This window comes from Nocardioides luteus (assembly GCF_014648595.1).
GTDB classification, from domain to species: domain Bacteria; phylum Actinomycetota; class Actinomycetes; order Propionibacteriales; family Nocardioidaceae; genus Nocardioides; species Nocardioides luteus.
Window position 1 is genome coordinate 1 of record NZ_BMRK01000023.1, and the last position, 21,104, is coordinate 21,104.

The 21,104-nt window shown below is 70.2% G+C and carries 22 protein-coding genes and 1 tRNA gene; 17 read left to right on the plus strand and 6 right to left on the minus strand.

The genetic code is table 11. From position 1 onward, the window contains the following. Window positions 1–39: 39 nt before the first annotated feature. Complete coding sequence (locus IEY81_RS20845; protein WP_229788043.1) at window positions 40–711, minus strand: M15 family metallopeptidase; 672 nt, start codon at window positions 709–711, stop codon at window positions 40–42. A 352-nt stretch (window positions 712–1,063) separates the two neighbouring features. Here IEY81_RS20845 and IEY81_RS20850 point away from each other — a divergent pair, with 352 nt between their 5' ends. Continuing rightward, window positions 1,064–1,507: a MerR family transcriptional regulator gene (locus IEY81_RS20850; RefSeq protein WP_189120420.1), complete on the plus strand. Its 444-nt coding sequence runs from the start codon at window positions 1,064–1,066 to the stop codon at window positions 1,505–1,507. Here IEY81_RS20850 and IEY81_RS20855 read toward each other — a convergent pair. After that, window positions 1,464–2,474 (minus strand): aldo/keto reductase, encoded by a 1,011-nt coding sequence (locus tag IEY81_RS20855; protein ID WP_189120421.1) that lies wholly within the window; start codon window positions 2,472–2,474, stop codon window positions 1,464–1,466. The two genes, IEY81_RS20850 and IEY81_RS20855, sit on opposite strands and share 44 nt — an antisense overlap. Before the next feature lie 171 nt (window positions 2,475–2,645). On the opposite strand from IEY81_RS20855, the gene mfd reads away from it, so the two are divergent. The 5 genes from mfd to IEY81_RS20880 are packed head-to-tail and all read left to right on the plus strand — an operon-like array spanning window position 2,646 to window position 8,355. Continuing rightward, window positions 2,646–6,242, plus strand: coding sequence for a transcription-repair coupling factor (gene mfd, locus IEY81_RS20860; RefSeq protein ID WP_229788044.1), 3,597 nt, complete (start codon window positions 2,646–2,648; stop codon window positions 6,240–6,242). A gap of 34 nt (window positions 6,243–6,276) precedes the next feature. Beyond that, entirely contained in the window at window positions 6,277–6,891 is a 615-nt protein-coding gene (locus IEY81_RS20865; protein ID WP_229788045.1) for a MarR family transcriptional regulator, read from the plus strand. Then, entirely contained in the window at window positions 6,851–7,303 is a 453-nt protein-coding gene (locus IEY81_RS20870; RefSeq protein WP_189120424.1) for a hypothetical protein, read from the plus strand. The genes IEY81_RS20865 and IEY81_RS20870 overlap by 41 nt, the downstream gene beginning before the upstream one ends. 60 nt (window positions 7,304–7,363) lie before the next feature. Beyond that, window positions 7,364–7,945: an NUDIX hydrolase family protein gene (locus IEY81_RS20875; RefSeq protein WP_189120425.1), complete on the plus strand. Its 582-nt coding sequence runs from the start codon at window positions 7,364–7,366 to the stop codon at window positions 7,943–7,945. After that, entirely contained in the window at window positions 7,942–8,355 is a 414-nt protein-coding gene (locus tag IEY81_RS20880; protein WP_229788046.1) for a MazG nucleotide pyrophosphohydrolase domain-containing protein, read from the plus strand. Before IEY81_RS20875 ends, IEY81_RS20880 begins: the two co-directional genes overlap by 4 nt. A 100-nt stretch (window positions 8,356–8,455) precedes the next feature. Here the strand turns inward: IEY81_RS20880 and IEY81_RS20885 are convergent, their stop codons facing one another. Both IEY81_RS20885 and IEY81_RS20890 read right to left on the minus strand, forming a co-directional pair. Then, window positions 8,456–9,868 (minus strand): MFS transporter, encoded by a 1,413-nt coding sequence (locus tag IEY81_RS20885; RefSeq protein ID WP_189120426.1) that lies wholly within the window; start codon window positions 9,866–9,868, stop codon window positions 8,456–8,458. Between the two features lie 135 nt (window positions 9,869–10,003). After that, a complete protein-coding gene (locus tag IEY81_RS20890) occupies window positions 10,004–10,624 on the minus strand; it encodes a malonic semialdehyde reductase (RefSeq protein WP_189120427.1) in 621 nt (206 codons plus the stop codon). Window positions 10,625–10,717: 93 nt separating this feature from the next. On the opposite strand from IEY81_RS20890, the gene IEY81_RS20895 reads away from it, so the two are divergent. Together IEY81_RS20895 and eno are read left to right on the plus strand one after the other, a co-directional pair. Then, window positions 10,718–11,071, plus strand: a complete 354-nt coding sequence (locus IEY81_RS20895) for a winged helix-turn-helix transcriptional regulator (protein ID WP_189120428.1) — start codon at window positions 10,718–10,720, stop codon at window positions 11,069–11,071. Between the two features lie 111 nt (window positions 11,072–11,182). Continuing rightward, window positions 11,183–12,460, plus strand: a complete 1,278-nt coding sequence (eno, locus tag IEY81_RS20900; RefSeq protein ID WP_189120429.1) for a phosphopyruvate hydratase — start codon at window positions 11,183–11,185, stop codon at window positions 12,458–12,460. Window positions 12,461–12,517: 57 nt separating this feature from the next. Here eno and IEY81_RS20905 read toward each other — a convergent pair whose 3' ends face one another. Further along, entirely contained in the window at window positions 12,518–12,859 is a 342-nt protein-coding gene (locus IEY81_RS20905; protein WP_189120430.1) for a hypothetical protein, read from the minus strand. Window positions 12,860–13,125: 266 nt separating this feature from the next. On the opposite strand from IEY81_RS20905, the gene IEY81_RS20910 reads away from it, so the two are divergent. The 8 genes from IEY81_RS20910 (at window position 13,126) to IEY81_RS20945 (ending at window position 18,318) form a co-directional block, all read left to right on the plus strand. Next, the gene (locus tag IEY81_RS20910; RefSeq protein WP_229788047.1) at window positions 13,126–13,734 is read left to right on the plus strand and encodes an FtsB family cell division protein; all 609 of its coding nucleotides are present in this window, start codon (window positions 13,126–13,128) and stop codon (window positions 13,732–13,734) included. Between the two features lie 3 nt (window positions 13,735–13,737). After that, on the plus strand, window positions 13,738–14,247 hold the full coding sequence (locus IEY81_RS20915) for a DUF501 domain-containing protein (protein ID WP_189120431.1): 510 nt from the start codon (window positions 13,738–13,740) through the stop codon (window positions 14,245–14,247). 79 nt (window positions 14,248–14,326) lie between these two features. After that, complete coding sequence (locus tag IEY81_RS20920; RefSeq protein WP_229788048.1) at window positions 14,327–15,238, plus strand: Ppx/GppA phosphatase family protein; 912 nt, start codon at window positions 14,327–14,329, stop codon at window positions 15,236–15,238. Window positions 15,239–15,338: 100 nt separating this feature from the next. Continuing rightward, complete coding sequence (locus IEY81_RS20925) at window positions 15,339–16,103, plus strand: superantigen-like protein SSL4 (protein ID WP_189120433.1); 765 nt, start codon at window positions 15,339–15,341, stop codon at window positions 16,101–16,103. A gap of 74 nt (window positions 16,104–16,177) precedes the next feature. Beyond that, window positions 16,178–16,696 carry a glycine cleavage system transcriptional repressor gene (locus IEY81_RS20930; RefSeq protein ID WP_189120434.1) on the plus strand — a complete coding sequence of 173 codons (519 nt, stop codon included), beginning with the start codon at window positions 16,178–16,180 and terminating at the stop codon, window positions 16,694–16,696. Next, window positions 16,693–17,250 (plus strand): peptide deformylase, encoded by a 558-nt coding sequence (def, locus tag IEY81_RS20935; RefSeq protein ID WP_189120435.1) that lies wholly within the window; start codon window positions 16,693–16,695, stop codon window positions 17,248–17,250. The genes IEY81_RS20930 and def overlap by 4 nt, the downstream gene beginning before the upstream one ends. A gap of 19 nt (window positions 17,251–17,269) precedes the next feature. Continuing rightward, window positions 17,270–17,343, plus strand: a tRNA-Leu gene (locus IEY81_RS20940). Window positions 17,344–17,469: 126 nt separating this feature from the next. After that, window positions 17,470–18,318, plus strand: a complete 849-nt coding sequence (locus IEY81_RS20945) for a Bax inhibitor-1/YccA family protein (RefSeq protein WP_189120436.1) — start codon at window positions 17,470–17,472, stop codon at window positions 18,316–18,318. A gap of 186 nt (window positions 18,319–18,504) precedes the next feature. On the opposite strand, the gene IEY81_RS20950 is transcribed toward IEY81_RS20945, so the two are convergent. Beyond that, complete coding sequence (locus IEY81_RS20950) at window positions 18,505–19,524, minus strand: SGNH/GDSL hydrolase family protein (RefSeq protein ID WP_229788049.1); 1,020 nt, start codon at window positions 19,522–19,524, stop codon at window positions 18,505–18,507. An 87-nt stretch (window positions 19,525–19,611) separates the two neighbouring features. Here IEY81_RS20950 and IEY81_RS20955 point away from each other — a divergent pair, with 87 nt between their 5' ends. Continuing rightward, the gene (locus tag IEY81_RS20955) at window positions 19,612–21,012 is read left to right on the plus strand and encodes a cystathionine beta-synthase (protein ID WP_189120438.1); all 1,401 of its coding nucleotides are present in this window, start codon (window positions 19,612–19,614) and stop codon (window positions 21,010–21,012) included. The last annotated feature ends 92 nt before the right edge of the window (window positions 21,013–21,104 follow it).

Here is a 21,104-nt window from a genome sequence, read left to right on the forward strand (position 1 = left end):
CGGCGTCTGAATTTGAGGCAGATGCGCCGACTCGGCGCTCTATGTGCCGTTCTCGCTGAAGTGCTGGTAGTCCTTCAGCGAGTTCCAGTCGCCGCCCCAGCTCCAGCCGATGTCGGCGAAGGCCTGGACGACGACGTCGCCGGCGTGGATCATGCCGGGGGCCTGGCGGGAGCGGTCGAGATACCAGCCGGCGAGCTCGGGGATGACGCGGTCGCCCTTGAGGTAGGGGTTCTGGAAGGTGTTGATGTCGACGGCTAGGCCGTAAGCGTGCTGGGAGAACGTGGTCTGGCCGACCGTGGCTCGGCAGACGAAGGCGCCGGTGCCGTTGCCGTCGCCGGTCGGCGGGGCGTCCTGCGACTCCTTGGTGGCGATGTCCATCTGCTCGATCGGGAACCTCGCCTCGTACAGCTTCCGGAAGACTCCGACCACGTCCTCGGCGACGCGGGCGTTGATCAGCATCTCGCCGGTGTGGCGCTTGTCGTCGAAGCCCCAGAAGGTCATCCGCACCCAGGCGAGCTCCTGCCGCGAGACCGGGCAGCCGGGCTCCCAGGTCGAGCGCTCGATGACCTCGTCGGGTGCGACGTCGACCTCGGCGGCGAACCCCTCGCCGGGCAGCGTCGGGATCATGTCGGGCAGCGTCCACGCCCGGTGGCGCAGCTCCTTCGGCGTCGGCGTCGCGATGCCGTAACCCTGGCCGTCCTCCTCGAGCACCCGGGTGCCGAGCCATGGGGGCGGTACGCTGCCGCGCCGGGCGGCCGCCGATGAGGACGGTACATCGCTGGGCGACGGCTCCGCCGTCGCAGATGCCGACGCCGAGGCGGATGCCGAGGGAGAGACCGAGAGGGAGTCGCCGGCAGACGCGCCACCGGGATCAGGGTCGGACCCTTCCCCACAAGCGGCGAGCAGAAGCGCGAGGGCCGCCGTCACGGCGGCGTATTTCCCGATTCTCACCTTCCCATTCAACTCTCCCCGACCCAGCGTGGCGCCGCGGGTCCCCACGGCCGTGGCGGCCGGGAGCAGAATCGCTTGACTTCGAGTGCACTCCAACCCGGACACTTGATCCATGACCCAGCAGGCACACAGCACCGGTCTCACCATCGCCGAGGTCGCCGAGCGCACCGGCCTGACCGCCCACACGCTGCGCTACTACGAGCGCGACGGGCTGATGCTCGAGGTCGGCCGCAACGGCGCCGGCCACCGCGCCTACACCGAGCGCGACCTCGGCTGGATCACGCTGATCACCCGGCTGCGCGCGACCGGGATGCCGATCCGGGAGATCCGGCGCTACGCAGAGATGGTCCGCTCCGGCGGCGGCAACGAGGGAGCGCGCCTCGATCTGCTGCGCGCCCACCGTGACCGGGTGCGCGCGCAGCTCGAGGAGACGGCCGCCCATCTCGACGCGATCGAGTTCAAGGTCGCCTACTACGCGGCCGCGGTCGGCGAGACCGACCCCGATGCCGAGCTCATCGCCCAGCAGCGTCGAGACGCTCCCGCTGCGACTGGCTGAGCTCGAGGTCCAGCGCCGCCAGCGACTCGTCGAGCTGGGCGACCGACGACGCCCCGATCAGCGGGATCACCGGGAGCGAGTCGCCGAGCATCCAGGCGAGCACCACCTGGTTGCGGGTCGCGCCGGTCTCCGCGGCGACCTCGTCGAGCACCGCGAGCCGAGCGGTGGTCCCGGGGTGGTCGTAGGCGGGATCGAGCGGCTTCGCAGGATTCGTGTACGCCCCGCTGAGCAGCGGCGTGTAGGCGACCAGCGTCAGTCCCGGCGTCGCGCGCAGATAGGCGAGCAGTGACGCGTCGGCCACGCCGATCTCCCCGTCCACCGAGAGCCGTGGGTCGGGAATGTCGGTGCGCATCCGCAGGTAGGTGTGGTGATACTGCAGCACGCTCGGCCGGGCCGCCTCCGGGTTGGCCGCCCGCGCCCGCTCGACCTGCCAGGACCAGTGGTTGCTCAGCCCGAACTGGCCGATGACACCGTCCTTCACGAGCTCGGCGAAGCCCGCCGCGTACTCCTCGAGCGGCACGCCGCTCACGTCCGGCACGTGCGCGTAGTAGAGGTCGAGCCGCTCGACGCCGAGCCGCTCGCGGGAGCGGTCGGCCTGCTCGCGTACGTTCGCCGGCGCGAGCCCCTCCCAGCGACGACGGCGCTGGGCGGCCCACCCGTTCGGCGTCGAAGCGACGGTGTCCGTGGGCCGCGCGCCGACCTTGGTGGCGACGACGATCTCCTCGCCGATCCCGCGGTCACGGCGCCACCGCCCGAGCAGCGTCTCGCTCTCGCCGCCCTGGGTGCCGCTGGCCCAGTAGGCGTAGTTGTTGGAGGTGTCGAGGAAGGTGCCGCCGGCCTCGACGAAACGGTCGAGGATGGCGTACGACGTCTCGGCGTCGGTCTCCGTCCCGAACCTCATCGCGCCGAGCGCGATCTTGCTGACGCGCCGGGAGCCGGCGCCTGATCCGATGGTCGTGTATCTCATGCGGCCCACGCTCGGGCTTCGTGCGCGCTCGAAGTCAATTGTTTTGGGATCAAGGGGTCTCGACAGGCTCGACCACCGGTTCGATGGGGGTCTCGACAGGCTCGACCGCCTGGTTCACCCCGTCTTCTAGACTGGGGGTGCACCCCCTCCTCTTCCTGGCCGGGGGCTCTCATGCATGTCCCGTCTCCTGGAGTCCCCGTGATCCTCGCCCCGCTCGCCGATCTCGTCCTGCGCGATGCCGCCCTGAGCGAGGTGATGGCGGAGGCCGAGGGCGGCCGGATGCTGGCGCTCGACGTCACCGGCCCGGAGGCGCTGCGCCCGTTCGTCGTCACCGGCCTCGTCCGCAATGAGCGCACCGTCCTCGCGGTCACCGCGACCTCGCGCGAGGCCGAGGACCTGGTCAGCGACCTGAGGGATCTGCTCCCGCCCGACTCGGTCGCCTACTACCCGAGCTGGGAGACGCTGCCCCACGAGCGGCTCTCCCCGCGCAGCGACACGGTCGGGCGTCGGCTCGCCGTCCTTCGCCGCCTGCGCCACCCCGACGCGGACGGCAGCCACGGCCCGCTGAAGGTCGTCGTCGCCCCGGTACGCAGCCTGCTCCAGCCGCAGGTCAAAGGACTCGGCGACCTCGAGCCCGTCGAGCTGATCAAGGACCAGGAAGCGAGCCTCGACGACGTCGTCCAGAAGCTCGCAGACGCCGCGTACGCCCGGGTCGACCTGGTCGAGAAGCGCGGTGAGTTCGCCGTCCGCGGTGGCATCGTCGACGTCTTCCCGCCGACCGAGGAGCACCCGGTCCGGGTCGAGTTCTGGGGCGACGAGGTCGACTCGATCCGCCACTTCGCGGTCGCCGACCAGCGCGCCATCCCGGCCGAGCACGGCGGCGAGACCGACCGGCTCTGGGCGCCGCCGTGCCGCGAGCTCCTGCTGACCCCGGAGGTCAGGGCCCGGGCCAAGAAGCTCGGCGAGGACCACCCCACCCTCGTCGAGCTCACCGACAAGATCGCCGCCGGGATCGCGGTCGAGGGCATGGAGTCGCTCGCGCCCGCCCTCGTCGACGACATGGAGCTGCTGCTCGACCTGATCCCCGACGACAGCCACGTGCTGCTCCTCGACCCGGAGCGGATCCGCAGCAGAGCCCACGACCTGGTGGCGACCGCGGACGAGTTCCTCGGCGCCTCCTGGGCGGCCGCGGCCAGCGGTGGCGTCGCGCCGATCGACCTCTCCGCGGCCTCCTACAAGGACCTCGCCGACGTACGCGCCCACGCCATCTCCCAGGGCAAGCCGTGGTGGTCGGTCAGCCCGTTCGGCATCGACGACGAAGAGGCCGGCCTCGCTGACGCGGACGTCGTCGGCGTACCGGCCCGCAAGATCGACTGGCAGGCGCCCAAGGCCTACCGCGGCGACACCGCCGCTGCGCTGGACGACGTCGAGCGCTGGCGCGACGACAGCTACCGAGTCGTGGTCGTCCAGCCCGCCCACGGCACCGCGAAGCGCTCGGTCGAGGCGCTCGGGGAGCGCGAGATCCCCGCTCGACTGGCCGAGGACGAGGAGACCGCCAAGCCGGTCCACAAGACCGTCACCGTCGTCCAGGCCTGCCTCAACCACGGCTTCATCGACGAGGCCAGCCGGCTGGTCGTGCTCACCGGTGAGGACATCTCCGGCCAGAAGTCGTCCACGCGCGACATGGTCAAGATGCCCGCGCGCCGCAAGAAGCAGATCGACCCGCTCGAGCTCAAGCCCGGCGACTACGTCGTCCACGAGCAGCACGGCGTCGGCCGGTTCATCGAGATGAAGCAGCGCGAGGTGCAGGGCGCGACCCGCGAATACCTCGTGCTGGAGTACGGCGCCTCCAAGCGGGGCGGCCCGCCCGACCGCCTCTACGTCCCCGCCGACGCCCTCGACCAGGTCACCCGCTACGTCGGCGGCGAGCAGCCGAGCATGGACCGCCTCGGCGGCGCCGACTGGCAAAAACGCAAGGCCCGGGCCCGCAAGGCGGTCCGCGAGATCGCCGCCGAGCTGATCAAGCTCTACGCCGCCCGGCAGGCGACCAAGGGGTTCCAGTTCGGTCCCGACAACCCCTGGCAGCGCGAGCTCGAGGACGCCTTCCCGTTCCAGGAGACCGCCGACCAGCTCGCCGTCATCGACGAGGTCAAGCAGGACATGATGCGGCCGATCCCGATGGACCGGCTGATCTGCGGTGACGTCGGCTACGGCAAGACCGAGATCGCGGTGCGCGCAGCGTTCAAGGCGGTCCAGGACGGCAAGCAGGTCGCCGTGCTGGTGCCGACGACGCTGCTGGTCAGCCAGCACATGTCGACCTTCATGGAGCGGATGTCGGGCTTCCCGGTCAACCTCAAGGGCCTCTCCCGCTTCCAGACCGACAAGGAGGCCGCCGAGGTCATGGCCGGCCTCGCCGACGGCACCGTCGACATCGTGGTCGGCACCCACCGCCTGTTCAACAAGGACATCCGGTTCAAGGACCTCGGCATGATCATCGTCGACGAGGAGCAGCGCTTCGGCGTCGAGCACAAGGAGGCGATGAAACGCCTCCGCACGAGCGTCGACTTCCTCTCCATGTCCGCGACCCCGATCCCGCGCACCCTGGAGATGTCGATCACCGGCATCCGGGAGATGTCCACGATCACCACGCCGCCCGAGGAGCGACACCCGGTCCTGACGTACGTCGGGGCCTATGAGGACCGCCAGATCGTCGCCGCGGTGCGCCGTGAGCTGCTCCGCGAGGGTCAGGTCTTCTACATCCACAACCGGGTCAACTCGATCGAGAAGGCGGCCGCGCGCATCCGTGAGCTCGTGCCCGAGGCGCGGGTCGCGGTCGCCCACGGCCAGATGAACGAGAAGCAGCTCGAGCAGGTCATGGTCGACTTCTGGGAGAAGGAGTTCGACGTGCTCGTCTGCACCACCCTGGTCGAGTCGGGCCTGGACGTCTCCAACGCCAACACGATGATCATCGAGCGCGCCGACACCCTCGGTCTGAGCCAGCTCCACCAGCTCCGCGGCCGCGTCGGCCGTTCCCGTGAGCGCGCCTACGCCTACTTCCTCTACCCCGGCGAGAAGCCGCTCACCGAGACCGCCCACGAGCGCCTCGCCACCCTGGCGCAGCACTCCGACCTCGGCGGCGGCATGGCGATCGCGATGAAGGACCTCGAGATCCGCGGCGCCGGCAACCTGCTCGGTGGCGAGCAGTCCGGCCACATCGCAGACGTCGGCTTCGACCTCTACGTCCGCCTGGTGGGCGAGGCCGTCGCCGAGTTCAAGGCCGGCCCGGACGGTGCCGCCGAGGAGTTCAACGAGGTACGCATCGAGCTCCCCGTCGACGCCCACCTGCCCCACGACTACATCCCTTCGGAGCGGTTGCGGCTGGAGATCTACAAGCGCCTGGCCGAGGTCCGCTCCGACGAGGACGTCGAGTCGGTCGCCGCCGAGCTCCTCGACCGCTACGGCAAGCCGCCCGCGGAGGTCTCCTCGCTCCTCCAGGTCGCCCGCTTCCGCGCCCGTGCCCGCCAGGCCGGCGTCTCCGAGGTCACCCTGGCCGGCAAGAACGTACGCTTCCACCCGGTCACGCTGCCCGACTCCCGGGTCGTACGCCTCAACCGGATGTACCCGAAGTCGCTGGTCAAGCCGCAGCTGGAGACCATCATGGTGCCCCGCCCGGTCTCCTCCGGCTTCCCCGCCAAGCCCCTCGACGGCCCCGACCTGCTCGACTGGGCCAGGGTCGTCATCGACGCGATCATCGACCCGCTGACCTAGTCATATCCACAAAATGGAGGTTATTATCCATTTTGTGAGAAGTCAGGCTCCGGTGCTCGCGCCTCTGTTCCGGTCGGAGGCGCAGGCGCTGCTGCTCTCGGAGCTGCTGCTCCCGGGCGAGGAGATGAGCATGACTGACCTGGCCGAGCGGGCCGGGCTGCCCTACCCGACGGTCCACCGCGAGGTCGCCCGGCTGCTCGACGCGGGGCTGCTCGTCGACCGCCGCGTCGGCCGGACCCGGCTGATCAGCGGCAACGCCGACAGCCCCCTGCTCGCGCCGACTCGGGAGATCCTGCTGACCGTGACCGGGCCGGTGGTGCTGCTCCAGGAGGCGCTCGACGACATCGACGGCATCGAGCGCGCCTTCCTCTTCGGCTCCTTCGCCGCCCGCGCGAAGGGGGAGCCCGGCCCGCCGCCCAACGACATCGACCTGATGGTGATCGGCAGCCCCGACGTACGCGCCGTCTACCGGGTCTGCCGCGAGGTCTCCGAGAGCGTCGGCCGCATCGTCAACCCGACGATCATGAGCCCGGAGGAGGCCGCGGAGCAGACCGGCTTCCTCGAGGAGGTCCGGGCGGCCCCGGTGATCGAGATCCGAGGAGGAGCAGGTGCCCCAGCCGCTGACGCCGGCCCAGCAGAAGACCGTTGACGCGCTCGTACGCTCCGGCGTGCTGCGCCGGGTGAGGCCCGACGAGAAGAAGGCCCGTGCCTTCCTCTCCGGCGCGGAGTCGGCGCTCGCCGACGTACCCAACGTCACCCGCACCGAGAACCGCTACAACCTCGCCTACAAGGCCGCCCACGATGTCGGCGAGGCGATGCTCGCCGGCTACGGCTACAAGACGAGCTACGGCTCCGGCGGCCACGTGAAGGTCGGGCGCTTCCTCGCCGCGGTCTTCGACACCCCGCCGCCCCGCGACGCCGCCGCCCACTACGACGTGATGCGCCTGGACCGCAACGCCAACAACTACCTCGGCAAGCCGGTGACGATCGCCGCCGCCGATGCTGCCGCCGAGGCTGCGCAGACGCTCTACGAGGCCGCGGTGACGCGGCTGACGAGCTGAGAGTCCACTCTGCGGCGCCGTCGCTCCGTGACGTACGCCAGTGTCTGGCAGGATCGACGCATGACGATGGAGGCTTTCGGCGAGCAGTCCTTCCCTGAGGAGCCCTTCGGCAACGAGTGGGACACCGAGCCCGGATGGCTGTCCGAGGAGGAGCTGGGTGAGACCCGCGGGCGGGTGCCCATCCTCTACGTGGAGGCGGTGCCGGTGCGGGTGGACCCCGACGGCCGGGTCAGCGAGGTCGGGCTGCTGCTGCGCGGCTCGCCCACGACCGGCTCGATCACCCGCTCCTTGGTCTCGGGGCGCGTCCTCCACGGGGAACGGATCCGCGACGCCCTGATGCGCAACCTGGAGAAGGATCTCGGTCCCGTCGCGTTCCCGACCCTCCCGCTGACCACGGTGCCGGTGACCGTGGCCGAATACTTCCCGTGGCCCGGCGAGCGCTACCAGGACCCGCGCCAGCACGCGGTGTCGCTGGTCTACGTCATCCCCGTGACCGGCGAGTGCGAACCGCGCCAGGACGCCCTCGAGCTCTCCTGGATGACGCCGGCCGAGGCCGTCTCCGACGCCGTCGTCGGCGACATGGAGGGCGGCCGCGGCGCGCTGCTGCGCCAGTGCCTGAGCGCCTACGGAGCGCTGGATTGAGCGACCGGACGTACGCATCGGGGGAGGGGCTCGTCGAGTTCCTCGACCTGATGCGGCTGATGCGTGAACGATGCGTGTGGAAGTCCTCGCAGACGCACACCTCGCTGGCGAAATACCTGCGCGAGGAGTCCGACGAGGTGCTCGAGGCGATCGAGGAGGGCGACCCGAAGCACCTCGAGGAGGAGCTCGGCGACCTGCTGCTCCAGGTCTACTTCCACGCCGCGATCGCGGAGGAGGCCGGCGAGTTCACCATGGACGACGTCATCGCCGGCCTCACCGCCAAGATGAAGCGCCGCAACCCGCACGTCTTCGGCCCCGAGGCCGAGTCAGGCCGCCGCTACACCCTCGAGGAGGTCGAGGAGCTCTGGTCGGCCGCCAAGGCCGCCGAGCGCTCCGACCCCGCCGAATAGGCACTTCCGTCGGTCGAGACGGCACGTACGTCGACCGAGACGGCACTTACGCCGACCGAAACGGCACCTCCCCGCCACCTCGGCCGACGGGAGCGACGCCTCAGTTCGCGTACGTGACCTCTCGGCCGGCGGGGGTGACCTTTCGCGGGGCCAGCGGGATGAGCATGGCCGCGAGGGCAGCCCCCAGGGCGACGACGGTGAGGAAGCCGAAGCCGTTGATGTAGCCCTGCTCGGCCGGGTAGCCCGACGGCAGGGTCTCGGCGGTGACCACCGAGGTCATCACCGCGGACCCGATGGTGCCGCCGACGGTGCGGATGTTGGCGTTCATTCCGGTCGCGACGCCGGTGTGCTCCGGCGGCACCGCGGCCACGACCGCGTTGGCGAGGTTGGCGAAGACCAGGCCGGTGCCGAAGCCGGACAGGCCCGCGGCGACGCACATCTGCCAGGGCTCGTCGTGGACGAAGGCGACCATGGCGAGCGAGACCGCGGTGAGCAGGCCGCCGATGACCAGGATGCGGCGCATCCCGATGAGGTCGGCGAGCCGGGCGCTGATCAGGCCGCACAGGAACGAGGTGATCGCCGTCGGCAGCATCATGTAGCCGGCGACGGTGACCGACGCGCCGAAGCCGTAGCCGGCCGACGACGGCGTCTGGGTCAGCTGGGGGATGAAGCCGAAGGAGGCGTACATCGCGATGCCGATCAGCAGCGCGACCAGGTTGGCCGTCCATACGCCGCGACGACCCATCAGCCGCAGGTCGACGAGCGGCTGGCGTACGGTCCACTCGACCCTGATCCAGGCGGCCACGAGCACGGCAGCAGTGCCGAGGAGACCGATGGTCGCGGGGGACGTCCAGCCCCACGCCGGGGCCCGGCTGACGCCGAGGAGCAGCGCGACCAGCCACCCGGCGAGGAGTACGGCGGGGAGGAGCGGGATCGCCTCGCGGGTGACCACCGGCGACTCCGGCACCAGCTTGAGTGCGCCGATCGCGGCTCCGGCGGCGACCAGGGCGGGCAGCAGGAACAGCGCGCGGAAGCCGAGGGTGTCGGCCACCGGGCCGGCGAGCACGATCCCGGCCGCGAAGCCCATCGAGAGCAGCGACGAGGTCAGCGCGATCGCTCCGGCGACGCGTTCCTTGGGCAGCTCGTCGCGCAGGATCGCGAAGGCGAGCGGCAGGGTGCCGCCACCGAGCCCCTGCAGCACCCGCGCGCCGATCATGACCTCGATGCTCGGCGCCGCGGCGGCGAGGAGGGCACCGGCGGTGAGCGCGGCCAGGCTCCAGACGTACATCCGGCGCTTGCCGAAGGAGTCTCCCATCCGGCCGATGATCGGCGTCGCGACCGAGGCCGAGAGCAGGAACGCGGTGAGGATCCAGGACGCGGTGGCCTGGCTGGTCTCCAGCTCGGCCTGGATCAGCGGCATGGTCGGCACGGAGACCGACTGCAGGAGCGAGTAGGAGCAGACACCGATGGCGACGATCGCGAAGGTGAGGCGGGGACTGTGGGGCGTGGGCATCGTTGCGAAGTTTAGCTTGGCTAACTGTATTGGTTGAGCCAGTTTCGCGGTGACGGACGCCACTCACCTACGGAGACGACGGCGCCCGCTCGCCATCGCAGCGAGCGGGCGCCTCGTCGGAGGGGCCTCAGCCGGTCAGGCCCACTTCACGGCGGTGTCGGCCTCGACCCGGGGGAGCCGGTCGAACCAGGGGTTCTCGCCGGGGTGACCGATGTTGACGATCATCTTGGTGGTCCAGTCGCCCTCGGGGAAGAACTCCTTGTCGACGCCGGCGGTGTCGTAGCCCGCGATCGGACCGGCGGCCAGGCCGGCCGCGCGCACGGCGAGGATGAAGGCGCCGGCCTGCAGCCCGGCGGACCAGCCGCCGGCGCCGTGGCGCGCGGTCTCGTCGGCCTCGAAGTAGTCCTTCATCTCCGGGCGGATCGGAAAGACGTTGGGGATCTCCTCGTGCCAGTTGTTGTCGTAGGCGACGATCGCGGTCGCCGGAGCGGCCGCGGTCTTCTCGACGTTGCCCTCCGCGATGTGCGGCAGCAGCCGCTCCTTGCCGTCGTCGGTGCGTACGAACACGACGCGCAGCGGCTGGGTGTTGGCCATCGTCGGGGTCCATCGGGTGAGCTCCCAGATGTCGGCGAGCTCCTCGTCGGTGACGGGGGTGTCGGCGAAGGTGTTGGACGTACGCGCGCCGGTGAAGACGATCTCGCGACCGCGCGGGTCCAGCTTCTGGAGGGTGATGGGCTCAAGAGTGGTATCGGTCATGTCGCTCTGAACTCACGGGTTACTACGGATATTCCGGTAACTTCGAAAAAAGTAGTTCCTCGTTCTCCATGCCCTCACCTGTACGCTGGGAGCATGCCTGCGACGAAGCCCACCCACGATCCGCAGGTCTGCAACGTCGCGCTGGTGCGGGCGTTCGACTTCCTCGGCAAGCGCTGGAACGGCGTCATCCTCGGCAGCCTGACCCAGGGACCGCTCGGCTTCGCCGAGCTCAAGCGGGCCGTGGCCGGCATCAGCGACTCGATGCTCTCCGAGCGGCTCAGCGAGCTCGCCGGGCTCGACCTGATCGCCCGTGAGGTGGACCCGGGACCGCCGGTGGCGGTCCGCTACGCCCTCACCGGCTCCGGCGAGGGGCTCGCCCCGGCCCTCAGTGCGCTCACCGAATGGGCCGGCACCCACCTCCCGGCGAGCGACCCGGCCGAGGGCTGACGGGACCTGCTGGCTGGACCTACTGTCCGGTTAACGTTCCAATCGCCAAGCCTCTCCGGGCGAGTAATAGGCTGACCGGCGACACCCCGTCCCTGACCCAGGAGTAGTTCAGTGGCATCGATCGACGCCGTAGGCGCCCGCGAGATCCTCGATTCGCGAGGCAACCCGACTGTGGAAGTTGAGGTCGTCCTCGACGACGGCACCTTCGCCCGGGCCCAGGTGCCCAGCGGCGCCTCGACCGGAGCCTTCGAGGCCGTCGAGCTCCGCGACGGCGGCGAGCGCTACGGCGGCAAGGGCGTCCAGAACGCCGTCACCGCCGTGGTGGAGACCCTCGCCCCGGCGATCGAGGGCTTCGACGCCGACGACCAGCGCGCGATCGACCAGGCGATGATCGAGGCAGACGCGACGCCCAACAAGGCCAAGTCCGGCGCCAACGCGATCCTCGGCGTCTCGCTCGCGGTCGCGAAGGCCGCCGCCGACTCGGCCGGCCTCTCGCTGTTCCGCTACGTCGGCGGCCCCAACGCCCACGTGCTCCCGGTGCCGATGCTCAACATCCTCAACGGCGGCTCCCACGCGGACTCCAACGTGGACATCCAGGAGTTCATGATCGCGCCGATCGGTGCGCCGACCTTCGCCGAGGCGCTGCGCACCGGCGCCGAGGTCTACCACGCCCTCAAGGCCGTGCTGAAGGAGAAGGGCCTGACCACCGGCCTCGGCGACGAGGGTGGCTTCGCGCCCAACCTCGAGTCCAACCGCGCGGCTCTCGACCTGATCGCCGAGGCGATCGGCAAGGCCGGCTACGAGCTCGGCAAGGACGTCGTGCTCGCGCTCGACGTCGCCGCCTCGGAGTTCTACGAGGACGGTGCGTACCTCTTCGAGGGCGCCAAGAAGTCCGCAGAGGAGATGGCCGCCTACTACGAGGAGCTCGTCGCGGCCTACCCGATCGTCTCCATCGAGGACCCCCTCGACGAGGAGGACTGGGACGGCTGGAAGGCCATCACCGACGCCATCGGCGACAAGACCCAGCTCGTCGGCGACGACCTGTTCGTCACCAACGTCGAGCGTCTCGCCCGCGGCATCGAGGGCGGCCAGGGCAACGCGCTGCTCGTCAAGGTCAACCAGATCGGCACGCTCACCGAGACCCTCGACGCCGTCGACATGGCCCACCGTGCCGGCTTCAAGACGATGATGTCCCACCGCTCCGGCGAGACCGAGGACACCACCATCGCCGACCTCGCCGTCGCCGTCGGCTCCGGCCAGATCAAGACCGGTGCCCCGGCCCGCTCCGAGCGCGTCGCGAAGTACAACCAGCTCCTCCGCATCGAGGACGAGCTCGGCGAGGCCGCCCGTTACGCCGGCGCCTCCGCGTTCCCGCGCTACCGCGGCTGATCCCGACACACAGCGGCCCCGGTCCGAGGACCGGGGCCGCTGTGCGTTCGAGCAGACCTACTGCTGCAGGGCGTCGGTGACGCACTTCTGGATGTCGTCGGACATCTCGTCGAGGACCTTCTCGTCCGCCTTCTCGCTGGTGGTGTCCTTGCCCTCCATGAGGTTGGACAGCGCCTCGTCGGAGACGTCGGAGTCGACCAGACCCTTGGCGATGCAGTCCACGGCCTCGTCCGGCACGCTGCTCGGGAGGTTGAACACCTCGCCGGCCTTGCCGTTCTTGATCGACTCGGACAGCTCGTCCGCGGTCGGCCGCTCCGCACCGCCGCACGCGCTCAGCGCGAGGGCGCAGACGGCGGGAACCACGATGGCGCCAGCCAGACGTCGGGCATTGATCTTCATGATGATTTCCTTGTTCGATCTACGGGACTTTTCCCGGATCCCCGAGAAGCGGAGCACTGCGTGAGAGTGCCGCCGCTGGGGCGCACCCGTCCGTGCCTCGCGGAGAGCCTGGGTCCGAGTTTTACCTTATTCGGGCCGATCGGGCACCTCTCGGCGAGGCGTTTGCGCCGACTCGGCGTCTCCTGGCGGGGCAGATGCGCCGACTCGGCGTTCCCGGGTGAGGCAGATGCGCCGAGTCGCTGGGGCGGGGTGGGAGGATGAGCCCCGTGGCGAAGCAGGGACCAGGTCAGAGCAAGCGCACTTCGCGACCCCGTGGGCCACAGGGTCCGGGGCGACGCCCGCGCGGGCCCGTCCCGCCCCGACCGGCAGCGGTCGGCGGGATCGGCGGGATCGGCGGCATCGACGCGCTGCGCAAGCGGCTGCGCCGGCCGAAGCTGACCGGCCGGGCGATGATGATGATCGTGGTGGCCGCCGTGCTGGTGATCTCCTACGCGTCCTCGCTGCGCGCCTACCTGCAGCAGCGCCACGACATCAACGCCCTGCAGACCGAGATCGCCCAGCGCAAGGACCACATCAAGCAGCTCGAGGAGCAGACCCGGCGCTGGGAGGACCCCGCCTACGTCCAGCAGCAGGCGCGGGAGCGGTTCGGGTTCGTGATGCCGGGGGAGACGGCGTACGTCGCGCTCGACGAGAACGGCGAGCGGATCCAGACCGAGCCCGAGCTCACCGACCCCCGCAAGGTGGGCAGTGCGGAGAAGCCGAAGGCGTGGTGGGACGATGCGTGGGGTTCCGTGCTGCTGGCCGGTGACCCACCGGAGCAGACAGGAGACGGGCCGGAGTCGGAGATCCGCCCGCCCAAGCAACAGAAAGACTGATACATGGCCATCGATCCCAAGGACGTGTCCGCGATCACCGCCCAGCTGGGACGCGAGCCACGGGGGATCCACGAGGTCGGACACCGCTGCCCGTGCTCGCTGCCCGACGTGGTGACCACCGAGCCGCGGCTGCCCAACGGCACCCCGTTCCCGACGACCTTCTACCTCACCTGCCCGCGCGCCGCCTCCAAGATCGGCACCCTCGAGGGCACCCACGTGATGAAGGAGATGGAGGCGCGGCTGGCCACCGACGAGGAGCTCGCCGCCGCCTACGCCAAGGCCCACGAGGCCTACCTCGAGGCTCGCTACGAGCTCGGCGACCCGCCGGAGATCCACGGCATCTCCGCAGGTGGCATGCCGAACCGGGTCAAGTGCCTGCACGTCCTCGCCGGCCAGGCCCTCGCCCAGGGCCCGGGCGTCAACCCGCTCGGCGACGAGGTGCTCGAGCGCCTCGGTGAGTGGTGGAAGTCCGGCCCGTGCGTCGACCTGGAGCTGGAGGATGAGGAGCAGTGAGCGAGCGCCGGCGAGCGAACCATCGGATCAACACGTCGCCGCGTCCGTGTCCTGGCGCTCGCGCGAGGGAGGCGGCGACGTGAAGGTCGCTGCGATCGACTGCGGCACCAACACGATCAAGCTCCTGATCGCCACCGTCACCGCCGACGGCCTCACCGAGGACGTACGCGAGGCCCGCATGGTCCGCCTCGGCCAGGGTGTCGACCGCACCGGCGTGCTCGCGGACGAGGCGCTCGAGCGCGCCTTCGGAGCCATCGACGAGTACGCCGCGCTGATCCGCGACCACGGTGTCGAACGGGTCCGCTTCGTGGCCACCTCGGCCACGCGCGACGCCGCCAACGCGGCGACCTTCACCGACGGCGTACGCGCTCGTCTCGGGGTCGACCCCGAGGTCGTCACCGGCGCCGAGGAGGCGGCGCTCTCCTTCGGCGGTGCGGCCCGCAACCTGCGCGGCAGCCCGCAGCCGCCGGTGCTGGTGATCGACATCGGCGGCGGTTCGACCGAGCTCATCCTCGGTGAGGGCCCCACCCCGACCAGCAGCGACTCGATGGACATCGGCGCCGTACGCCTCCACGAGCGCCACTTGCGCTCCGACCCGCCCACGCGGGAGGAGGTCGAGGCCTGCGTACGCGACATCGACGCCCACCTCGACGCCTGCCCCGTCGACCCGGTCGCGGCCAGCACCGTGGTCGCCGTCGGCGGCACCGTGATCCAGCTGACCATGGGCCTGCTCGAGCTGGCCGCGTATGACCGCACGGCGACCGACCATGCCGAGCTCTCGCCGAGCGACATCGACCGCATCGTCGAGCGTCTGCTGGCGATGAGCGTCGAGGAGCGGCTGGCGCTCCCGTGGATGCATCCGGGGCGTGCGGACGTGATCGCGGCGGGCGGTCTGATCCTCGGTCGCATCCTGCGGCGTTCGCGGGTCGAGACTCTTCTCGTGTCCGAGGCCGACATCCTCGACGGAATCGCCTGGTCCGTTAGAGACTAAGCATGTCGGGGGACTTGATCTTGTGTTTGGTGCCTAAGTTTGGGTTCACCGGCGTAACCCATCAAACAGAACCAAATGCTGTCTCTCGGAAGGTCATGAAGTGAAAAAGCTCATCCTGCTTGCCATCGCTGCCGCTGGTGTCGGCGTGCTGGTCAAGAACAAGTCTGAGCAGCTGAAGGCCGGCGCGAACAAGGTCACCCACGACCCGCGCGTCCAGTCGGCCCTCGCGACCGCCTCGGAGAAGGCGGCGCCCATCAAGGAGAAGGCTGCTCCGTACGCTGCAACCGTGAAGGAGAAGGCGGGGCCCTACGCGGCCACCGTCAAGGAGAAGGCCGGCCCCTACGCCGACCAGGCCCGCGAGAAGGTCGCCACGGCGGCCGGCGCCGCCTCCGAGAAGCTGCACCGCGAGGACTCCGGCTCGACCTCGAGCACGCAGTCGGCTCCCGCGTCGACCTCGGGCTCCTCGACCAGCGAGTACGGCGGCTACCCGCCGGCCTACTCCGCTCCGCAGCCCGAGGCCACCGGTGACCCGCTCACCGACCCGATCGAGGCCGTCGACCCGGTGGAGACCACCGGCCCGACCGACCCGGAGGGTCCGCTGAGCACGGCCGGCACGGCTGCGCCGTCGGACCCCTACGCCACCGAGGTCCCGGCCCCGTCGACCGAGCGCGACCCGCTGACCGACACCTCCGAGACGCCCAAGGTGACCGACACCGACCAGGCCCCCGAGGCCGACCGGACCTCCTTCGACGACCTCGGCGAGGGCGACACCGTGGTCAAGCCGACCTCGGAGAGCAAGCCGGAGTTCGCCCCGGAGCCGGTCGACTCCTCCGAGGAGCAGAACGACAAGTGGTTCCGCGGCTGAGCCGCCGGCTCGTCTGACGTCCACCTGAGTCACCCGCGGTCCGCCATCGGCGGGCCGCGGGTGACAATGGTTTCGTGACCATCCACGCCATCACCGTCCTGGGACACGACCGCCCGGGGATCATCGCCGACACCACCGCCCGTCTGGCCGGGCTCGGGCTCAACCTCGAGGACTCGACGATGACCCGGCTGCGAGGCCACTTCGCGATGACGCTGCTCTGCGCGGGCGAGGCCACGACGGAGGCCATCCGCGCCGACCTCGCGCCGATCGCCGCCGACGGCACCCTGACGGTCACCGTCTACGACCTTCCCGACGAGCAGACCCAGGCCGGCGACGGCCGGCCCTTCGTGCTCTCGGTCCACGGTGGCGACCGCCCCGGCATCGTCTCCACGGTGACCGCCGAGATCGCCGCCGTCGGCGGCAACATCACCGACCTCACCACCCGCCTCTCCGGGGACCTCTACGTCCTCGTCGCCGAGCTCGAGCTCCCCGCCGACGCCGACGTCGCGGTGCTGGAGTCGTCCGTCAAGCGGGTCACCCAGGAGCTCGGCGTCGACGCCACCCTGCGGCCGATCGAGGCCGACGACCTGTGACTCTGAATCAACGCGTCCTGGAGTGGACCGAGGCCGAGCTGGGTGTCGAGGGCACGGTCCTCGAGGTCGTCCGCGCCCCGGCGCAGGTCCTCTCCGTGCCCGGCAAAGACGTCGACCCGACCGCCCCCGAGACCGTCCAGCTCGCCGCGGACCTGATCGCGACGATGCGCGTCTCGCCCGGCTGCGTCGGCCTCGCCGCCGACCAGGTCGGTGTCTCGGCCCGCATCTTCTGCGTCGACGTCTCCGGCCACGTCAAGACCAAGACCCACCACGGCACGTACGTCCTGTGCAACGCGGAGGTCGTCGAGGCCAGCCGCAACGAGAAGGCCCGCGAGGGCTGCATGTCCGTGCCCGACCTGACCGGCGACGTGAAGCGCGCCTCCCGGCTGAAGGTACGTGGCCAGCTCCCGGTCACCGGCGAGACCGTCGAGATCGTCACCGACGCCTTCGAGGCCCGCTGTCTCCAGCACGAGATCGACCACACCAACGGTCTGCTCTTCATCGACCGGGTGGCCGGCGCGCACGCGCTCCACCAGCGCCAGACGTACTTATGACGCTAGGGTCTGGCTGTTCGCCCCGGTGTCCCAACTGGCAGAGGATGACGACTTAAACTCGTCCAGATGTGGGTTCGAGTCCCACCCGGGGCACTCTTCTCGTTCCCGGAACCTCAGGGCGATCCCGGACGTTGTACGAGACACCAGGCCAGTACGCTGGCAACAGGAGCCGCCACCGTGGCGGACCCCCTTCAGTCGCTTTCGAGGAGTGACCCCTAGATGCAGAGCAACAACCCGGTGTTCCGTCGGGCTGAGGGCTTCGGGCAGCCGTCGCAGAACGCCTACGGCAACGCGACCTACGCCGGCAACGGCGCGGCCTACCCCGGCTACGGGCAGGACCCGAGCCAGTGGTCGACCGGCGGTCCGCAGGCGCCCGCCACGGGCGCCCCCATGACCATCGACTCCGTCGTGCAGAAGGGTGCGATCACGCTCGGCGTGGTCTTCCTGGCTGCCATCGCGACGTGGGTGCTCACCCCTGACGTCACCGCCACCGCCAACCTCGCGCCGCTCTTCGCGGCTGCGACCCTCGGCGCCGGTGCTGCCTTCGTCCTGTCGCTGGTCAACTCGTTCAAGCGGGTGGTCAGCCCGGCGCTGGTCCTGGCTTTCGCCGTCGCCGAGGGCATCGCTCTCGGTGCGCTGAGCAAGACCTTCGACGCCATGATCGGCGGTGGCATCGTCGTCCAGGCCGTGATCGGCACCTTCGCCGCCTTCGCCGGCACCCTGGCCGCGTACAAGTTCTTCAACATCAAGGTCGGGGCGAAGTTCCGCACCTTCGTGATCGCAGCCATGTTCGGCATGGTGGGCCTGAGCCTGATGGAGCTCGTGCTCGGCATGTTCGGTGCCAGCTTCGGTCTCTTCGGCCTCGGCACGCTGGGCATGGTCACCGCGATCATCGGCCTCGCCCTCGGTGTGTTCATGCTGATCCTCGACTTCGACCAGATCGAGCAGGGCATCGCCGCCCAGCTCCCTGAGCGTGAGTCGTGGCGAGCCGTCTTCGGTCTGACCGTCAGCCTCGTCTGGATCTACACCAACCTGCTCCGCCTCCTGGCGATCTTCCAGCAGGACTGATCGACCAGCGGCCTTCACGACCAAGGAGTGAAGGCCGCGTTGGTCGATCAGGTCGAGCGACGCTGGTGAGCCGAGACCAACACATCAACGAACCGCCTGCTCCGGCAAGGAGCAGGCGGCTCGTTCGTACGTGACTGTGTTGGTCTCGACACGCTCGCTGGCGCTCGCGGCTCGACCAGCGAGGGTCTATCGGGCGCGCTGCTGCTCGACGAGCGGGGGAGTCTCGGCGGGGCGTTCACCGCGGCGGGGCTCGCGCTGCTCGTTGTCGAAGGAGCGGGCGCGGGCCCAGTTGCGGCCGACGCGTCCGCGGGGGCGCGGGGCCGGGTCGATCTCGGTGCCTGGCTTGATGACCGCGCGCAACGAGGCGGCGGCCAGCGGCATGACCTGCTTGCCGTTGTAGGTCTCCAGGATGGCGTTCTCGTCGCCGACGAGGCCGAGGACGGTGAGCGTCGGCGGCACCAGCACCTCGCCGAGCGCGTGGTAGCCGGCCGCGGAGGGGTGGAAGAGATCGGCGCCGAACCAGAACGCCGGGGTGGCCTTGAAGGCGGGGCCGAGGACGTCACCGAGCGACACCGTGTGGCCACCGGCGCGGATGACGTGGAAGGTCTGGCCGGCGGCGATGCGGATCGACCAGGCGCGCATGATCGAGCGCAGCGGCGGCAGGATCGGGGTGGCGGTGCTGAGGTCGGGGACGGTGCCGACGAGCACCCTCACCCCCGCCTCCTGCAGCCGGGTGACGGCCTGGGCGAGGTGGCTGACCGCGACCGTCGGGCGCACCCGCCGGATCACGTCGTTGGAGCCGACCAGGATGACCGCGATGTCGGCGTCGGCGGCGATCGCCTTCTCGACCTGCGGATGCAGGTCGGAGGACTTGGCGCCGATCTCGGAGAGGTCGTGGAGGCGTACGGGCCGGTGGGCCTTCTCGGAGACACCGGAGGCCAGGACGGCACCGGGAGTGTCCTCGACCTCGCTCATCCCGTAACCGGCGGCGCTGGAGTCACCGAGCAGGGCGATGTTGATCGGACGTCCCGGATGACGTGCTCCGTACCACCCGGTCGGGGACGGTGCCACCGGCATCTTGACCTGATGGGTCGCTCGGACGGCGAGGGCGGCTTCCGCGACGAGGACCCCGGCGAACGCGGCCGTCGCGGCCAGAACACCCCCGCCGGCGTACGCGGTCTTGCGTGCCAGACTCTTCTTCGCCACGAGGAACACTCTAAAGTCTTCGGCCCATTACCGGGCACTCAGTATCGGGATATCAGGGATCTCACCTAGCGGACATAGCATGTGGCCATGGAGTACGTGGACTCGCTTCTCGACCTTATCGGCAACACTCCGCTCGTGCGGCTGGGGCGTGCACTGGACGGCGCCGGCGCTGCCGAGCCCGGCACCGGACCGCTGGTCCTGGCCAAGGTGGAATACCTCAACCCGGGCGGTTCTGTGAAGGACCGCATCGCCACCCGGATGATCGAGGCGGCCGAGGCCTCCGGCGAGCTGCAGCCCGGCGGCACGATCGTGGAGCCCACCTCCGGCAACACCGGCGTCGGCCTGGCGATGGTGGCCCAGCAGAAGGGCTACAAGTGCGTCTTCGTCTGCCCCGACAAGGTCAGCGAGGACAAGCGCAACGTGCTGCGGGCCTATGGCGCCGAGGTCGTCGTGGCACCGACCGCCGTCCCGCCCGAGCACCCCGACTCCTACTACAACGTCAGCGACCGGCTCGCCTCGCAGCCGGGCGCCTGGAAGCCGAACCAGTACGCCAACCCCAACAACCCGCGCTCCCACTACGAGGAGACCGGCCCGGAGATCTGGCGCCAGACCGAGGGGAAGATCACCCACTTCGTGGCCGGCGTCGGCACCGGCGGCACCATCTCCGGCATCGGCCGCTACCTCAAGGAGCAGAACCCCGACGTCCAGGTGATCGGCGCCGACCCCGCCGGCAGCGTCTATTCCGGTGGCTCCGGGCGCCCCTACCTCGTCGAGGGTGTCGGTGAGGACTTCTGGCCCGACACCTACGACCGCGACATCGCCGACCGGATCATCGAGGTCTCCGACGCCGACTCCTTCGCCTACACCCGCCGCCTGGCCCGCGAGGAGCAGATGCTCGTCGGCGGCAGCGCCGGCATGGCCGCGTACGCCGCCAAGCAGCTGGCTGCCGAGCTGGCCGGCACGCCGGAGGGCGAGAACGCCGTGATCGTGGTGCTCCTGCCCGACTCCGGGCGCGGCTACCTGACCAAGGTCTTCAACGACGAGTGGCTGGCGCAGTACGGCTTCGAGACCGGCGAGGAGGCCAAGCAGACCGTCGGCGACGTGCTGCGCGGCAAGTCCGGCCGGCTGCCCGACCTGGTCCACACCCACCCGGGCGAGACCATCGCCGAGGCCGTGCACATCCTGCAGGAGTACGGCGTCTCGCAGATGCCTGTCGTGCGAGCCGAGCCGCCGATCGTGGCCGCCGAGGTCGCCGGCTCCGTCTCGGAGCGCACCCTGCTGGAGGCGCTGTTCACCGGCAAGGCCAAGCTCACCGACCCGGTCGAGGAGCACATGTCCCCGCCGCTGCCCTCGATCGGGTCCAACGCCCACGCCCAGGACGCGGCCCACAATTTGGGCTCCTCCGACGCGCTGCTGGTGCACGAGGACGGCAAGCCCGTCGGCGTCGTGACCCGGCAGGACCTGCTCTTCTTCCTCACCAGCTCCTGAGACATGTGGCGGTGGGGGAACCGCGTACGCCATGATTCGTGCCCATGATGGCGAACCCCCACCGCCGGAGCGGGTCCCGAGGCGTCCTCCGA

What these genes read in the sequence shown, in the direction of transcription:
- IEY81_RS20850 (WP_189120420.1), top strand. Translation starts at nt 1,064, where the DNA reads ATGACCCAGCAGGCACACAGCACCGGTCTCACCATCGCCGAGGTCGCC.
- IEY81_RS20855 (WP_189120421.1), bottom strand. Translation starts at nt 2,474, where the DNA reads ATGAGATACACGACCATCGGATCAGGCGCCGGCTCCCGGCGCGTCAGC.
- mfd (WP_229788044.1), top strand. Translation starts at nt 2,646, where the DNA reads ATGCATGTCCCGTCTCCTGGAGTCCCCGTGATCCTCGCCCCGCTCGCC.
- IEY81_RS20875 (WP_189120425.1), top strand. Translation starts at nt 7,364, where the DNA reads ATGACGATGGAGGCTTTCGGCGAGCAGTCCTTCCCTGAGGAGCCCTTC.
- IEY81_RS20885 (WP_189120426.1), bottom strand. Translation starts at nt 9,868, where the DNA reads ATGCCCACGCCCCACAGTCCCCGCCTCACCTTCGCGATCGTCGCCATC.
- IEY81_RS20890 (WP_189120427.1), bottom strand. Translation starts at nt 10,624, where the DNA reads ATGACCGATACCACTCTTGAGCCCATCACCCTCCAGAAGCTGGACCCG.
- IEY81_RS20895 (WP_189120428.1), top strand. Translation starts at nt 10,718, where the DNA reads ATGCCTGCGACGAAGCCCACCCACGATCCGCAGGTCTGCAACGTCGCG.
- IEY81_RS20905 (WP_189120430.1), bottom strand. Translation starts at nt 12,859, where the DNA reads ATGAAGATCAATGCCCGACGTCTGGCTGGCGCCATCGTGGTTCCCGCC.
- IEY81_RS20915 (WP_189120431.1), top strand. Translation starts at nt 13,738, where the DNA reads ATGGCCATCGATCCCAAGGACGTGTCCGCGATCACCGCCCAGCTGGGA.
- IEY81_RS20945 (WP_189120436.1), top strand. Translation starts at nt 17,470, where the DNA reads ATGCAGAGCAACAACCCGGTGTTCCGTCGGGCTGAGGGCTTCGGGCAG.
- IEY81_RS20955 (WP_189120438.1), top strand. Translation starts at nt 19,612, where the DNA reads ATGGAGTACGTGGACTCGCTTCTCGACCTTATCGGCAACACTCCGCTC.